This window comes from Convivina intestini (assembly GCF_003096575.1).
GTDB classification, from domain to species: Bacteria; Bacillota; Bacilli; order Lactobacillales; family Lactobacillaceae; genus Convivina; species Convivina intestini.
Genome location: NZ_QEKT01000002.1, coordinates 109173 through 124567 on the forward strand (window position 1 = coordinate 109173; position 15395 = coordinate 124567).

14 protein-coding genes are annotated in these 15395 nt (G+C 42.0%); 2 read left to right on the forward strand and 12 right to left on the reverse strand.

The annotated features are described in order from the left end of the window. Positions 1-3 precede the first annotated feature (3 nt). The 9 genes from murB to gatC form a co-directional block, all read right to left on the reverse strand. Positions 4-885 (reverse strand): UDP-N-acetylmuramate dehydrogenase, encoded by an 882-nt coding sequence (murB, locus tag C7384_RS02610; protein ID WP_089938251.1) that lies wholly within the window; start codon positions 883-885, stop codon positions 4-6. 69 nt (positions 886-954) lie between these two features. Continuing rightward, a complete protein-coding gene (locus C7384_RS02615) occupies positions 955-1446 on the reverse strand; it encodes a YehS family protein (RefSeq protein WP_089938249.1) in 492 nt (163 codons plus the stop codon). A gap of 18 nt (positions 1447-1464) precedes the next feature. Then, positions 1465-3423, reverse strand: coding sequence for a DNA mismatch repair endonuclease MutL (gene mutL, locus C7384_RS02620; protein WP_089938248.1), 1959 nt, complete (start codon positions 3421-3423; stop codon positions 1465-1467). Continuing rightward, positions 3407-6016, reverse strand: a complete 2610-nt coding sequence (mutS, locus tag C7384_RS02625; RefSeq protein WP_089938246.1) for a DNA mismatch repair protein MutS — start codon at positions 6014-6016, stop codon at positions 3407-3409. Before mutS ends, mutL begins: the two co-directional genes overlap by 17 nt. 19 nt (positions 6017-6035) lie before the next feature. Then, positions 6036-7424, reverse strand: a complete 1389-nt coding sequence (gene rlmD / locus C7384_RS02630) for a 23S rRNA (uracil(1939)-C(5))-methyltransferase RlmD (RefSeq protein ID WP_089938244.1) — start codon at positions 7422-7424, stop codon at positions 6036-6038. A gap of 7 nt (positions 7425-7431) precedes the next feature. Beyond that, entirely contained in the window at positions 7432-8436 is a 1005-nt protein-coding gene (locus C7384_RS02635; RefSeq protein ID WP_089938242.1) for a diacylglycerol kinase family lipid kinase, read from the reverse strand. A gap of 88 nt (positions 8437-8524) precedes the next feature. Next, a complete protein-coding gene (gene gatB, locus C7384_RS02640; protein WP_089938240.1) occupies positions 8525-9964 on the reverse strand; it encodes an Asp-tRNA(Asn)/Glu-tRNA(Gln) amidotransferase subunit GatB in 1440 nt (479 codons plus the stop codon). A gap of 10 nt (positions 9965-9974) precedes the next feature. Beyond that, positions 9975-11441, reverse strand: coding sequence for an Asp-tRNA(Asn)/Glu-tRNA(Gln) amidotransferase subunit GatA (gatA, locus tag C7384_RS02645; RefSeq protein ID WP_089938238.1), 1467 nt, complete (start codon positions 11439-11441; stop codon positions 9975-9977). Beyond that, complete coding sequence (gene gatC / locus C7384_RS02650; protein WP_089938341.1) at positions 11441-11746, reverse strand: Asp-tRNA(Asn)/Glu-tRNA(Gln) amidotransferase subunit GatC; 306 nt, start codon at positions 11744-11746, stop codon at positions 11441-11443. The genes gatA and gatC overlap by 1 nt, the downstream gene beginning before the upstream one ends. 230 nt (positions 11747-11976) lie before the next feature. Here gatC and rpsO point away from each other — a divergent pair, with 230 nt between their 5' ends. Together rpsO and rpsT are read left to right on the forward strand one after the other, a co-directional pair. Further along, positions 11977-12246, forward strand: a complete 270-nt coding sequence (gene rpsO, locus C7384_RS02655) for a 30S ribosomal protein S15 (RefSeq protein ID WP_089938236.1) — start codon at positions 11977-11979, stop codon at positions 12244-12246. A 48-nt stretch (positions 12247-12294) separates the two neighbouring features. Beyond that, on the forward strand, positions 12295-12546 hold the full coding sequence (gene rpsT / locus C7384_RS02660) for a 30S ribosomal protein S20 (protein ID WP_089938234.1): 252 nt from the start codon (positions 12295-12297) through the stop codon (positions 12544-12546). Between the two features lie 39 nt (positions 12547-12585). Here rpsT and C7384_RS02665 read toward each other — a convergent pair whose 3' ends face one another. The 3 genes from C7384_RS02665 to C7384_RS02675 form a co-directional block, all read right to left on the reverse strand. Further along, positions 12586-13002, reverse strand: a complete 417-nt coding sequence (locus tag C7384_RS02665; RefSeq protein ID WP_338064695.1) for a GtrA family protein — start codon at positions 13000-13002, stop codon at positions 12586-12588. A gap of 85 nt (positions 13003-13087) precedes the next feature. Further along, positions 13088-13990 (reverse strand): glycosyltransferase family 2 protein, encoded by a 903-nt coding sequence (locus tag C7384_RS02670; RefSeq protein WP_089938338.1) that lies wholly within the window; start codon positions 13988-13990, stop codon positions 13088-13090. A gap of 19 nt (positions 13991-14009) precedes the next feature. Continuing rightward, complete coding sequence (locus C7384_RS02675; protein ID WP_089938233.1) at positions 14010-15377, reverse strand: DUF2142 domain-containing protein; 1368 nt, start codon at positions 15375-15377, stop codon at positions 14010-14012. Positions 15378-15395: the final 18 nt, after the last annotated feature.

Sequence of the window (15395 nt, forward strand, 5' to 3'; positions counted from 1 at the left end):
AGTTTAACGTTCCCCCATAATACGGACTTCAGTTTCTAAGTCCAATCCATCTTGGGCTTTAATGGTTGCTTGAACATGATGAATTAAATCTTCATAATCATTTCCATTGCCTCGGTCAACGTTGACCATAAAGCCCGCATGTTTTTTAGAGACTTCTACACCACCCCGTCGACTACCTTGCAAACCGGCATCCATAATTAATTTACCGGCAAAATGACCCACTGGCCGCTTAAAGACTGAGCCGTTGGAAGGATAGTTAAGGGGTTGTTTACTTGCTCTTCGATAATTATTTTCATCCATCTGGGCTTGAATTAAAGCTGGATCAGCTGGTTTAAGCGCAAAATCTGCACTAACAATCACGCCCCCGTTATCTTGAAATACCGATTGCCGGTAACCAAAGGCTAATTGATCTTTGGTAAAGGTTACTAACTGCCCATCGGGCATTAGGGCACTTACTTGTTGGACTACCATATCAGCCTGTCCGCCGTAAGCACCAGCGTTCATAAAGACTGCCCCACCAACACTACCGGGAATACCAGCGCCCCATTCCAAACCACTTAAGTGCCAGGCTAAAGCTTGATTAGCGGCCCAGATTAGGTCGCACCCAGCTTGAGCGCGAATCGTGGTGGCATCAATTTGCTCAATAGTCTTTAAATTGGACAGTAAAATTACCAAGCCTTTAAGACCACCATTACGCACCACAATATTTGAAAGACGACCAAAGGCAAAAATTGGCAATTCTCGCTCCTGCGCCCAATTTAAAAGACTGCGTAGTTCTTCAATCGTTTCTGGCTGAGCTAAAAAATCCGCCGGGCCACCAGCTTGGGTATAAGCATAGGGTGCGAGGGGTTCATTTTCTAAGATTTCCATTTTTCCTAAGTACATCGCTTTCAACTCCTGTTGAATATCTCACTACTTCTATAGTACCAAATCAAAAATTTTTAACGATTAAAATCAATTTGACCGATATTTAAGGGCCATCCCCTTTAAAATTTTACGGAGATAACGATCACCGGCTGGTCGATAGTTACGATGATCGGGGCTCCGCAAGACCGCACTTAATTCACCCTTTGAAATCTGATCACCAGCCAGTTCCATCAATTCTTGTAGATCTTCACTGGTATAGTGCAGGGCAATCTTAATCTTTTTAATTACCACGTTATTAATCATGGCTGGTTCAGTAATGTCAAAACTAGGTTTGACCTCCTGTCCCTGAGCATCCTTTTTAACGCCACGTTTATAAACCACTAAACCATTTAAAAAGGCTTCTAAGTCATGGGTACTGAGGTGTTGATCAAAGGGTGTTTCGGCATCTTGTTTAGTCATTACTTTATCTAAAGTCGCCCCTGAAATTTCCAGGTCCCCTAGACTAAAAATGTGGCGCAAGTCCGCACTGGTTAAATTCAGAGCGTAACGCAAGCGAATCACAATATCATTATTATTCATTATTTACCTTTCAATTAATTAGAAGGGATGCGTGTCATAAGTTTGCCAGGCTTGGTGGGCATCTTGAATCCGTTTAAACATCTTTTCCATGTCAGCCAAACTAAAGGAAATCAGAACTGGCCGACCATGCGGACAGTTATAAGGATTTTCACACTGGGCTAAATGAACTAGGAGTTGTCGGGCCTGGACATCGTCTAAGGCCATATTGGCCTTAATAGCCCGCTTACAACTCATCATGATGGCTGTTTTTTCACGGAACTGGGCCACGGTTAGGCTACCTTCCCGCAAAATCCAGTCAATCATTTCCCGAATCGTTGCTTCTTCCTGGCCTTTGATAAACCAAGTTGGATGCTCACGTAAAATCAAGCTGGTCGGTCCAAAACTTTCTAACTGTAATCCCACTTCTTGAAGTTGTTGCTGATGATCCATAATTTTTAAGATATCCGCCGTTGAATAATGCAAAACCAAGGGAGTCAACAACTGCTGTTGATCACGACTAACTTGGCCAATTGCCTGACGGAAATACTCATAGTTAACCCGTTCTTGAGCTGCATGTTGGTCAATTAAGTACAGACCCTGAACCGATTGAGCAAATAAGAAAGTACCATGCATTTGGCCGATATAATCCAAGACTGGAAAACCCGTTTCCTTACTGGTATTAAAGTCCAAATCTAACTGTTCATTGGCTGAACTGCTACTTTGATAAGCTTTGGGCTCTTGGGCTAATTGATTAGTAGTTGACTCTGGCTGCTCATCAAAAATCGGCAGCCAAGCCTCGGCTTGATATTTTTGCGTAAAGGCTTGAACAGCTGGTTGGGCCAACTGACTAGCGTGTTCAATCAGAATAGGCGCATCCGTGATCGTCATTTGTGGCTTAATTTCAGTAGTTGCTACTGGTTGGGCCTCTTGGGATAACGGCTCACTAGTAATTGGACGGACTGCTTGATTCTTAGGACCATACAAATTTTCCAAGGCATCTGGGATTAAATTCTCCTCCCCCAAAATGTCTCGAACTGCTTGAGTTACTAGTTGGGTCAATTCGCCCTCTTCGGCCAAACGAATTTCAGATTTTTGCGGATGCACATTAACATCTACCAAAAGCGGATCTAATTCAACGTTAATCACACCGACTGGAAAACGGCCGACCATTAGCTTAGAGCCGTAGCCCTGCACGACAGCATTGGTAATCGAAAAATTTTTAACAAAACGATGATTCACCAAAACCGTTAAATAATCGCGAGAACTACGGGTTAAATCGGGTCGAGAAATCCAACCATCGATTTTAAAATGCTCACTTTGACCAGTAATTGAACGCATCTTTTGCGCCACATCTCGGCCATAAATATTGGCAATTACCTGCTGTAAATTACCTTTACCTGCGGATTGGAAAAGCACCTGACCGTTATGAGCCAAATGAAAGGCAATTTCTGGATAGGCCAAGGCTAAATGGTTAATATTTTCAACAATTTTTGCCAGTTCGGTACTCTTACTCTTGAGGTATTTCAAACGAGCGGGCGTGTTATAAAACAAATCCCGGACTGAAACCGAGGTTCCTAACCGCCCATTGGCTGCTTGGCTCCCAATTACTTCGCCCCCCTTAACCTGGTAGGTTAAGCCCTGATCTTCATCTTGAGCTCGGGAAGCTAAGGTAACATCAGCTACGGCAGCAATCGAAGGCAGTGCTTCACCCCGAAATCCCAAAGATAAAATTTGAAACAAGTCATGCCGGTTGGAAATTTTACTAGTAGCATGACGCACAAAAGCCAAGGGAATATCTTCTTGCTCGATTCCCTGCCCATTGTCAACCACGCGAATTAACTTTTTACCACCATCTTCGACTAAAACATGAATTTGACTGGCTTTAGCATCAATGGCATTTTCGACCAGCTCCTTGACTACACTGGCTGGCCGTTCAATTACTTCTCCGGCCGCAATTTGGTTGGCAAGTAAATTGGATAACTCATGAATTTTGGCCATTGTCTAACCTCATTTTCTGCAATTGATTCAAAGTATTGAGGGCTTCCAAAGGTGTTAATTCGTTAATTTTCAGCTCATCGAGTTGCTTTAAGACCTGCTGGCTGGCATCTTGCTCTTCCTGGAAGGTAAAGAGTGGAATTTCTTCGGCCAGATTATCAGCAGTTGGCATAACTGGTTTAGAAACTGGCACAGTTTGACTACCACCAGCCTCTAAATCACTTAAAATAGTCGTTGCATTTTGAATCAGTGGCTGTGGCAAACCGGCTAGGGCCGCCACATGGATTCCATAAGAACGGTCGGCCGGTCCCTTTTGGACTTGATGTAGGAAATGTAGCTTGCCTTGGTCATCAACTTCAGCCCCCACATGAACATTTTCAATATCAGCATAACGGTCAGCTAAAACCGTTAATTCATGATAGTGCGTTGAAAACAGAGTTTTAGCATGGATATGTTGATCCAAATATTCGATGATGGCCTGAGCTAAGGCCATGCCGTCATAGGTTGCCGTACCACGGCCCAATTCATCAAATAAAATTAACGAATGGGCACTGGCTTCTTGCAAGGCTAAATTAGCTTCAGCCATTTCCACCATGAAGGTTGACTGGCCGTTGACCAAATCATCATTGGCCCCGATGCGAGTGAAAATCTGGTCAAAAACTGGTAATTGGGCCTGATCAGCCGGGACAAAACTACCAATTTGAGCCATGACCACAATCAACGCCAGTTCCCGCATATAGGTTGATTTACCAGCCATGTTGGGTCCAGTAATTAATTGAATGTTGGTTTTTTCATCAAAAATAACATCATTAGCGACAAATTCGCCCGGTCCCAAGAGCGATTCAATGACCGGATGACGGCCTTGGCGAATATTGATTTGGGCATGGTTTTGATAAAATGTCGGCCGGACATAATTTCGTTGTTCGGCCACGTCAGCCAAAGCGGCTAAGACATCTAAACGCGCCACCTGCTGAGCTAACTGCTGGAGCCGTTTGATTTCGGCCTTAACTTGATCTCGAACCGTTGTAAAGACTTGGTATTCACGTTCTGTCCGCTTAGCTTGGGCTTCGACAATCAAACTTTCATGCTCTTTTAATTCGGGCGTCACAAACCGCTCGGCATTCGTTAAAGTCTGCCGGCGTTCATAGCGATCTGGTGCTAATTTAGGAATATTGGCCTTGGTTACTTCCAAGAAGTAGCCAAAATTCTTATTGTAGCCGACCTTTAAAGAGGAAATACCAGTGGCTTGTCGTTCACTTTTTTCAAAACTAGCCAGCCAATCCTGATTATCCTTAAGGACCGAACGGTACTGATCAATGGCTGGTTCATAGCCATCCTTAATCAAATCCCCTTCTCGCACACTGATTGGTGGATCGTCAACAATCGCTGCCTCAATTAAATCGGCTAAATCAACTAAACCATCCAGACTAGTACCAGCTTGCTTTAATAGAGGACTATCAGCAGCTTCCAAGGCAGTCTTCATCGCTGGAATTGACCGCAATGAACGCTTTAACTGGACTAATTCGCGGGCATTCATACTACCCATAGCCGCTCGAGCGGCTAATCGCTCTAAGTCATAAACCGACTTCAACTGATCTTGAATCGTGCCCCGTACAAAAAATTCTTCGGTAAAAGCCGTTAACAAGTCCAGGCGTTCGTTAATCTTATCCACAGTGCGCAAGGGCCGTAACAGCCACTGCTTAAGTAATCGCCCCCCCATCGCCGTTTTACTTTGGTCAATTAGGCCTAATAAAGAACCGGATTTTTTCTTGGTCCGAGCATTCTCAACTAAGTCCAAATTTAAGCGCGTCGCCTGATTAAAACGCAAATAGGCCAGACGCTCATAAGCTTGCGCTGGCACAATATGATCTAGATTTCTTCTTTGGGTTTCAAACAAATACTGGAGTAATAAGGTTGTCACTAAGCGTTGTTCACTAGCATCCAAGGGATTGATGAGATAGCTAATGGTGGCACTGGCTTCGCCTAATTCTTCATGGGAAACTACCATCCCCCGTTGACCCAATTGATCAGCTAAGTGTAACTGCGTGGTTTGCTCATCATTACGTAAAAGGACCACTTCTTTAGCTTCGATTGAGCTTAATTCATCCAGTGCATCCGCCAAATGAGTCATACTGGTAACTTTTAATTCTCCAGTTGATAAATCAAGATAACTCAAAGAAAAGCCAGTTGGACAAGGATACAGCGCTGCCAGATAATTATTTTCCTTACCATCTTGGCCCTGGCCGTTTAATTTGGTTCCAGGTGTGACCAATTGGACAACATCCCGTTTCACCATTCCCTTAGCAGCGGCTGGGTCTTCCATTTGTTCGACAATGGCGACTTTATAGCCCTGATCAACTAAAATATCAATATAATTTTGAGCCGCATGATGAGGTATACCAGCCATTGGTACTGGATTTTTAGAATTTTTATTACGGGAAGTTAGGGTTAATTCCAGTAACTTAGCGCCTAAAATAGCATCATCTTCAAACAACTCAAAAAAGTCCCCAAGCCGATAGAAAACAAAGGCATCGGGGTACTGTTTTTTTATTTGATGGTATTGTTCCATCATTGGTGTATCAGCGTTTTTTGGCATCGTAATCCTCTCTTATCTGTTAGGATTTTACAAAAGTAACCACGCATTCAACATGTAAGGTCTGTGGGAATTGATCCACTGGCTGAACTGGGTTGACAATTTGATAGCCTTGTTCAGCCAGCTGAGCCGCATCCCGAGCCAAAGTGGCTGGATTACAGCTTACATAAACAATTTTTTCCGGCTGCATGCTGACCGAAGCATCAATCAATTCCGGCGTCAAACCCTTACGTGGTGGGTCAACAAAAATCACATCCGGTTGCAAACCAGCTTGCGACCAGGCCAACATTTGTTCGGGCGCATCAGCTGTCACAAAATCAACATTTTGCACATGATTTAACTGGGCATTATGTTGTGCATCTTTAATCGCTTCGGGCACAACTTCAACACCGTAAACCTGCTTGACCTGATCGGCAACCGTTAAAGCAATTGTCCCAATCCCACAATAGGCATCAATAACCGTATCACTGGTCTTTAACTGGGCCGCCTGAACGGCTAATTGATAAACGGTGGCTGTCGTTTGGGGATTAACTTGATAAAAAGAGTTAGGGCCAATTACATAGCGCTTACCCAAAAGTTCATCTTCAATGGCCGGCTGGCCCCACAAAACATGGTTTTTAGCCCCCATGATGACATTGGTTGGTGCGCCATTGATATTTTGAATGACACTGGTTAACTGTGGTAATTGAGCCTGTAATTCTTCGACTAGTCGATCAGCTTGAGGTAACTTAGCACTTCTAGTAACCACCACGACCATCAATTGGTGGGAATGATAACCCCAGCGCGCCATAATATGACGGACAACGCCCTTTTTATTGTCTTCGTCATAAGCACTAATGCCCAGTGAACGCAAAATATCACGGGTCACTCGGACCGCCTGGTCGACGTGCTCATCTTGAATGTAAAAACTATCCGTGGTAATTAAGCGGTGGGAACCGCGCCGATAAAAACCAGTGCTCAACTGACCATTAATCATCTGCACCGGCACCTGCGCCTTATTTCGATAATGGGTCGGATCTTCCATCCCAATCGTTGGGGCCACAGTAACGGATAAATGTTGCTTTTTAAAGACTTCTTCTACTTGACGTGTTTTAAAGTCTAATTGAGCCGGATAGGCCAAATTAGCTAAAGGGGCAATTCCTGAGCTCAAAGCTACCTGATCAGTCAACTCGACTCGTTGAGCAGAAGCCTTTAAACGTTGCAACACACGGCCAAAAGCGTAGTTTTTTAAGACCTTAGTAATCTGAATTTTAACTAACTCATCGGGCAAGGCATCTAACACAAAAATTGGGAAATGGTCGACTTTGACCACTCCCATCCCCTGATAACTCAAATCAACGACTTGAGCCTCGATCTCATCATTTTTTTGGACTGGCGCTTTTAACTGAACCAAACGATTTTTTTTTGCCATTATTTTCCTAGTCTTCTTTTTGTTCTTGGGCTTCTAATTTTTCAACTTCTTCGACAAACTGCTGCTTGGCATTTTCTTCGATTGCACGGACAGACATGGCCGATCGGTTGGCTACAAAACGAATATGCTGCCTCAAATTTTTAAAACTCATTGGCGCATCGCCACCATATTCGCCATCCAAGTTAACTTTTAATTGTTCATCACTTAGTGGTGTAATCTCAACTTTATTGGTCTTTTTATAAATCAAATTCTCATTATCAATGTGGCGACCACCATTAAGCGTTTGCGCCACTAACTCCATAATTTGGAAAATATTAGCCGTTTTCACAATCAACAGGGTAAATTTACCATCATCCAGCTTGGCATCGGGCACAATCGACTCAAAGCCACCGACTGAATTCGTCAAAGCTAGGAAAATCATTGAAATACTACCCGAATATTCACCACCATCATAACTAACGCGGGCATTAACATTTTTAACCCGGGCGATTAATTCGGTTCCCTTAATTAGGTAGGCTAAGTAACCATAAAGGGACTTCATAATTGAGGGTACCGAATAGGTTACTTCACTAATCGTGCCCAGGGCCGCGATATTCATAAAGTACTTAGTGCCCGTTTGATTATTGACTTTACCAATATCCATTTTTATATTTTCATTTTTAAAAATGACTTTGGCAGCTTCCAAGGGCTCATCTCGGGGAATTTTTAAGGCCCGAGCATAGTCATTGGTCGTCCCCGCTGGGATAATGGCAATCATCGGCCGCTTGCGTAAAGGAGCCACCCCGTTGACCACTTCATTAATGGTCCCATCACCACCAGCAGCCACGATTAAATCAAATCCCTCCTTAGCAGCCCGTTCCGCCTCCTTAGCGGCACTGAGCGGATCGGGTGTGGTAGCAAAAGCAGAGGTTTCATAGCCGGCCTGTTCATAGACTGCTAAAATATCGAGCATCTCACGTTTAATAACTTCACGACCAGAGGTTGGATTATAAATAATTCGAGCTCTTTTCATCTTTACCTTGCCATCACAGCCCTTGGCTGGACCTTTCTTTCATTCTTACTAATATGTACGCGAACCAGCACGGTTCACTTAAATAAATTTAACGTTGCTTTAATTCTTGCATCAAAATTTGGTTCAAGACACTCGGATTAGCTTGTCCCTTAGACTTCTTCATCAATTGTCCGATTAAGAAACCAACGGCACGATCTTTACCACCCTTAAAGTCTTCAATTGATTGTGGGTTTGCGTCCAAAACTTCGGTTACCCATGGCAACAAGACCGCTGGATCACTGATCTGCACCAAACCATTCTTCTTAGCGAAGGCTTCCGGTTCTTCTCCATCCATGATGGCCTCAAAGACCTTCTTGGCTTGCTTAGTTGAAATCGTACCATCTTCAATCAACTTCACCATTCCAGCCAAATTAGCTGGCGTTAGCTTAGTTTCTTGTAATTCTAGCTGGGTCTTATTCAAGTAAGCATTCACATCCCCAATCAGGTAGTTAGCAGCTCGCTTAGGCTCGGCGCCCGCCTGAACGGTTTGGTCATAGAAATCAGCCATAGCCAAGGTCTGTGTCAACACTTCGGCATCATAAGGTTCAATTCCCAAATCATCCACGTAGTACTGACGCCGTTGCGCTGCTGACTTAGGTAAGTTAGCGGCCACTTCATCAATCCAGTCCTGGCTAATTTCAATTGGTGACAAATCTGGTTCAGGGAAGTAACGATAATCATCGGCAACTTCCTTGACTCGCATGGAAATCGTTGACTTAGTTGGTTCATCGTAACGACGAGTTTCTTGAACTAACTTTTCACCAGCGCGCAAAGCCGCCGCTTGACGCTTTTCTTCATAAATCAAAGCGTTACGCACATAGTTAAAGGAGTTAACGTTCTTCATTTCCACTCGGGTACCGTATTCCTTGGCCCCGTAAGGACGAATTGAGATGTTGACATCAGCTCGCATCTGCCCTTCTTGCATCTTGGCTTCGGAAACGCCAGTAAACAAGATGACTTGACGCAACTGTTCCAAATAAGCATAGGCTTCATCTGGTGAGTGCAAATCTGGTTCAGAAACAATTTCCACCAAAGGCGTTCCCTGACGGTTCAAATCGACATAGGAATGACCATCGGTTCCGTGGGTATTTTTACCCGCATCTTCTTCGACGTGCAATTCGTGAATGCGCACCCGCTTAGTTTCGCCATTTTCTAGCTTAACGTCTAAATAACCATTCGTTCCCAATGGCGTTTGGGACTGAGTGGTCTGATAAGACTTCGGATTATCAGGGTAGAAATAGTTCTTCCGATCCCAGCGAATAAAGGGTGAAATCTTTGCATTTAGGGCCAAAGCCACCCGCATCCCGTATTCCAAAGCACCCTTGTTAGCGACTGGCAAAACTCCTGGATAGGCCCAGTCAATCACATTGGTATTAGCATTGGGTGAATCCCCATAATGTACCGGTGAGGGTGATAATAGTTTGGAATTGGTTTGCATTTCAACGTGAACTTCAAGTCCAATCGTTGTTTCAAAATTTCCGTTTGCCATTTTTTCCTCCTCAGTACTTTTCTGCGACAGCAGGTCGCTTTTCAAACCAACGGGTTGCATCTTCAAAGGCCTGGGCGGCTTGATAGATTGTAGCTTCATCAAATGGCTTACCAATTAATTGCAAACCGACGGGCAATCCATCGACAAAACCAGCATTGATTGACAAACCTGGCAAACCAGCTAAGTTAACTGGGATTGTCAAGGCATCAGCCAAATACATCGCCTTAGGATCATTGATTTCTTCACCTAAGCCATAGGCTGTCGTTGGTGCGGTTGGCCCAACAATCAAATCGTAATCATTAAAGACCTTGTTAAAGTCTTCGACAATCAAAGTCCGGACCTGTGCTGCCTTTTTAAAGAAGGCATCATAAGCACCGGCCGACAATGAGAAGGTTCCTAACATAATCCGACGCTTAACTTCATCACCAAAGCCTTGCGAACGTGTTTGAACGTAGACCTCTTCCAAACTCTTAGCCTCAGGAGCCCGGAAACCATACCGAATACCGTCATAACGTTGCAAGTTTGAGGAAGCTTCAGACGACATAATAATGTAATAAGCCGCTACTCCATAACGAGTATGAGGCAAAGAAACTTCATCAACGGTCGCCCCCAACTCACGGAGTTGCTCAATGGCACTTTTAACTTGCTGAGCCACCTTAGGATCAATTCCTTCTTCAAAGTATTCCTTGGGAACCGCAATCCGCATGCCCTTGATTCCTTGGTTCAATTGAGCCGTGAAATCAGGTACTTCGCTTTTAACTGAAGTTGAATCCATCTTATCAAACCCAGCAATGGCATTTAGTACCAAGGCGTTATCTTTAACCGTCCGAGTTAGCGGTCCAATTTGGTCTAGTGATGAAGCCATCGCAAACAAACCAAATCGTGACACCCGGCCATAGGTTGGCTTAAGTCCAACAATCCCGTTAAAGGCTGCTGGCTGACGAATAGAGCCACCGGTATCAGAACCAAGGGCGTAAGGAATTTGACCAGCAGCTACAGCAGCAGCCGATCCACCAGAAGAACCACCCGGAACCTTGGTATGATCCCAAGCATTAGTTGTCTTTTGGTAAGCTGAGTTTTCAGTAGAACCACCCATGGCAAATTCATCCATGTTGAGTTTTCCAACGGAAATAGCCCCAGCTGCTTGCAACTTTTGAACGACTGTGGCGTCATAAACTGGTTTGAAACCAGCCAAAATTTTGGAAGCCCCCCGAGTTTCTAGACCCTTAGTCGATAAGTTGTCTTTTAGCCCCATGGGAATTCCAGCTAATGGATTTGAAAAGTCACCCTTTTGATCCAATTCCTGAGCTTGCTGCAAGGCTTCAGGACCATTTGTACCAAGAAAGGCCTGAACATCACCATCACTAGCTGTGATGTTATCAAGCGTTGCCTGCGTTAATTCCTGGGCTGTTAGCTCATGATTAAGGAGCTTTTGATGAAGATCACTCAAATCATGGTCAAAGTAATTAAATGTCATTAATCATCTTCCCCCTTAATGATGGCTGGAACCTTGATTAGGTCCGCTGCTTCTTCAGGCGCATTTGCCAATAGTTCTTGTTTTTGATGCCAATTATCAGCGACATCTTCACGCAAATGATTCACATTTGGTGTAACCGAATAGGTTGGTTCAACCGCACTGGTATCGACTTCTGATAGGGTTTCAAAAAGGGTTAAGATATCAGTTAATTGATCAGTGAACTGGTCTAATTTAGCCTCATCAAAAGCCAACTTTGCCAAGCTGGCAACGTGGGCAACATCGTTTCTGGAAATCGTTTCCGCCATATTTACCACTTTCATTTGAACTTGCTTGAAAACAAGTCGAACTACTATCCTTTCTAAATTGTTATACTCGTCTATTTTAACATAGATTAGATTGCGCCTAATTTGCTTTTTAAAGAAAAGTAGGTATAATTGAGAGCGTTGTGATAACACAACCGTCCGTTACCTTAGTTTAGCGTCTCACCGTCGTTTCACTCAGCTAGCGGAGACAAATTAGAAAGGTGGATATGATTATGGCCCTTACACAAGAACGTAAGAACGAAATCATTAAGGAATATGCCCGTCAAGAAGGCGATACAGGTTCAGTTGAAGTTCAAGTTGCAGTTTTAACTGCTGACATTAACGAATTAAACGGACACATGGCAGCTCACAAGCATGATTTCCACTCACAACGTGGTTTGATGAAGAAGATCGGTCGCCGTCGTAACTTGTTGCGTTACCTACGTAACAACGATATTGCCCGTTACCGTGAGTTGATTCAACGCCTAGGTTTGCGTCGTTAATCACTGGATTAACTCAAAACCTCGTATCAAATTTAAGGAGAAAGACATATGCCTATTATTGAATCTTCAATTCAACGTGTGCGCTTAACTCAAAAGCAACACGATCGTAATGAGCCACTACGTAGTGCTTACCGGACGACTATCAAGCGTTTAGAAAAGGCCGCTGCTGCTGGCGAAGGTGATTTGGAAAAGCTTTACCGCGAAGCTTCTGCGGCTATTGACCACGCCTACTCAAAGGGCTTGATCAAGAAGAACAAGGCTTCTCGTCAAAAGTCACGTTTATCAAAGTACGTTAAGTAAGATTTAAAAAACCTGGTAATCAATGATTACCAGGTTTTTTTATTTGTCTTTAAAGATGTAAAGCTTACTTAAAGCATAATTAGAAACAATTACAAAGATATTTTGGATTCCGTTCCATAATAAACCGTTTTGATGTAGTAATTCGACTCCAAAAACTAAAATTAACCACCCTAAAATTCCAGTTAAAATTCGAGCTAAATAAAATTGCCAAACCTCTTGTGCAATTCCTTGCCAATGTTTTACCTGAGACTGAAACACCCATATTCTGTTGGTTAAATAAGCAAATAAAACCGCCACAAACCACGATATGAGATAGGAAATGGTCACATCCAAATTTAATAAATCTGCCAGTACATAGTAGCAAATCATATTTGCCACAAAAGTAGCACCACCAAAAAATAGATATAAAATTGTTTCTCGATGTTTTTGATATAAATTTTTTACCGTATCAATCATGTTTAACTCCACTATCTAGCCTTATTTTATGATAAGTAAACTATATCGAAGTAAGATTAAACTTTAATAAAGTCTCTAATCTTACTTATTTATTTGTAGAGTCTGAAGCATATTCTACAGTAGGTTTAAAAGAACACCCGGCCTTAATACCCTTTTTAAAGACTGCTAAACGCTCTTTACGCTGAGGCACTTTTGAAAAGTACAATTGCAAATATTCGTACAACATTCTCGCCCGAGCTCGATTTTTACGATAAAAGTCTCGTTGATTAGCATAGTACATTTTATTACGGTAAGAATAAAAATAGCGTGGGATCCGTGCTGGCACATCATTTAAAATACTGCTACCAACATTAGTAGTCATTTTATGAACCACTTTTGCACTAGGTACGAAATATCCTGGCGCTATTCGTCCTGCCCTTTCCGTATACTCAATGTCATCACCCCAGATGAAAAATTCAGTGATAGGTAACCCTATTTGTTTAACTACTGACCGTTTTAACAGTAAAGACACGAAAGTAGCATTTTGAAGTTGCACTGGCTCTATCTGATCTTCTGGAATGACTTGTAGGCGGTTCATCGGTGCTGGACGATTCATCTTGGCGCGATGTCCATCAGTCCAACGCACGTCACTGGCCAAAAATCCAAAATTTTGTTGTTGCTGGGCAAAATTTAACAAAGCTGTTAAAGTGTCGGGATAAGGTACTGTGTCATCGTCCATGAGCCAGACATAATCATCGCCAGTATGCTCCATAAAATGACGTACACCTCGATTAAAGCCACCAGCCCCACCAATATTTTCAGGAAGACGTAGATAATCAATTTGATTCCCTAATGATTCCAGATAATCCTGCGTATCCTGCTTACTAGCATTATCCACCACAATGATGTGACTTAATAAGATTTGTTGATTTTTTAGACTATTAATTACTTCTTTTAACAAGGACAAACGATTATAGGTGACGATTACTGCACTAATTTTATTTCCCACCTTTAAATCCACCCAACTTTTAATTTTCTGAAATACTATTTTTAGCTGTAACTATAAAATCTTTTGAAACACCATATATCAATGCAATTAAGGGCATTAAAGGAACTAAATATCTTGCCTGTAAACCTTGTATATCGGTCATTCCAAATGTCTTTCCCACACCACCTGGATAAACTTTGGTCCAGGTCGTTAAAAGTGCAAAACTAGTTAACATCATAACTCCTAGAAACGCCAACAATCCTAGCATAATAGGAAGATACAACATAATACGTTCGGATAGCTTTGAAACATTAATATTAATACTCTGATAATTAACGCTAATTGTTTGAATAATTAATAGAATAGCAAATATAATTGTGATAAATCCTAAAACACCTACAGCTCCACCAGTACTCAATCCAGCTATAAAATAGAATGGTATGTTTAACGTAAATATAATTACCGAGAATAGTGCTGTTATCAAATGTTCTTTTACAAAAAGTATATTTTGAGGTAAATCTGCGAAACCTAATAAAACAGTCCCAAATTTAGAAGACCATAACCAATACATCAAAAGTCCTAATAAGCTAGCAATTCCAACAGAAATTATTTTTTTCTTTAAACTATAAAATTTATTTGGAATCAAAAAGATAATCACCAGCATAGGTACATAGGCTACTTTTAAATTAAAAATAATCAAAACTAGCCCCATCAATTTTATAATTTGACTCAATTTAATAATTTGATATTGTTGAGACGAAAAACGAAGGTGCATTATATAGGCAACCAACAAGGCTGAAATAGAAATATTGATTGCATCTCCACTCATTGAGGAAGCAAGAAAAACAGAAATAGGAAAAATGCCAACAGCTGTCAATACCCATTTCCCTCGTGGAATAATAACAATGGCTAATATCATAATGGTTATAAAACCACAAAAATTAGCAACACGAGCCATTTGCCAGGCATGAAATGGTGATTGATGTAGTAACATACCAATTTTTAATCCTATTGCCTGAAAAATCCAATTTAACGGTGGATACTGAGTCCGTACCAAATGACGAGTTGATCCATTTGATATATTATAAGAATCTAGCTGTTCTTGCCAATTAGGGTCCTTTTCCAATGGAGATAGAATTTTACCTTCATAACCATAATCAGCGCCATTTAAGTTTAAAAAATTTTCTGGCCCGACAAATACCATTTTTTTCATATTATGATTTTCTAAGTCAGATTTAAAATTATCGTTAAATTGCCCTGTCGCTAAAATATAAGTATTATAAAAATGCATGTCGTAGTCTCCTACAGACTTAGGGCCAATATTTTTAATATATAAACTTCCTAGTGACAAGGAAAATAGGAAAAATATTATTAATGGAAAAAAGCTTTTCGACAATCTATTCCGCATGTTTTTTCTCTCTAAAAT

Coding starts and splice junctions, on each gene's coding strand:
- murB (WP_089938251.1), bottom strand. CDS start 885: ATGTACTTAGGAAAAATGGAAATCTTAGAAAATGAACCCCTCGCACCC.
- mutS (WP_089938246.1), bottom strand. CDS start 6,016: ATGCCAAAAAACGCTGATACACCAATGATGGAACAATACCATCAAATA.
- C7384_RS02635 (WP_089938242.1), bottom strand. CDS start 8,436: ATGAAAAGAGCTCGAATTATTTATAATCCAACCTCTGGTCGTGAAGTT.
- C7384_RS02675 (WP_089938233.1), bottom strand. CDS start 15,377: ATGCGGAATAGATTGTCGAAAAGCTTTTTTCCATTAATAATATTTTTC.
- gatC (WP_089938341.1), bottom strand. CDS start 11,746: ATGGCGGAAACGATTTCCAGAAACGATGTTGCCCACGTTGCCAGCTTG.
- C7384_RS02665 (WP_338064695.1), bottom strand. CDS start 13,002: ATGATTGATACGGTAAAAAATTTATATCAAAAACATCGAGAAACAATT.
- rpsO (WP_089938236.1), top strand. CDS start 11,977: ATGGCCCTTACACAAGAACGTAAGAACGAAATCATTAAGGAATATGCC.
- gatB (WP_089938240.1), bottom strand. CDS start 9,964: ATGGCAAACGGAAATTTTGAAACAACGATTGGACTTGAAGTTCACGTT.
- gatA (WP_089938238.1), bottom strand. CDS start 11,441: ATGACATTTAATTACTTTGACCATGATTTGAGTGATCTTCATCAAAAG.
- rlmD (WP_089938244.1), bottom strand. CDS start 7,424: ATGGCAAAAAAAAATCGTTTGGTTCAGTTAAAAGCGCCAGTCCAAAAA.
- mutL (WP_089938248.1), bottom strand. CDS start 3,423: ATGGCCAAAATTCATGAGTTATCCAATTTACTTGCCAACCAAATTGCG.
- C7384_RS02615 (WP_089938249.1), bottom strand. CDS start 1,446: ATGAATAATAATGATATTGTGATTCGCTTGCGTTACGCTCTGAATTTA.
- rpsT (WP_089938234.1), top strand. CDS start 12,295: ATGCCTATTATTGAATCTTCAATTCAACGTGTGCGCTTAACTCAAAAG.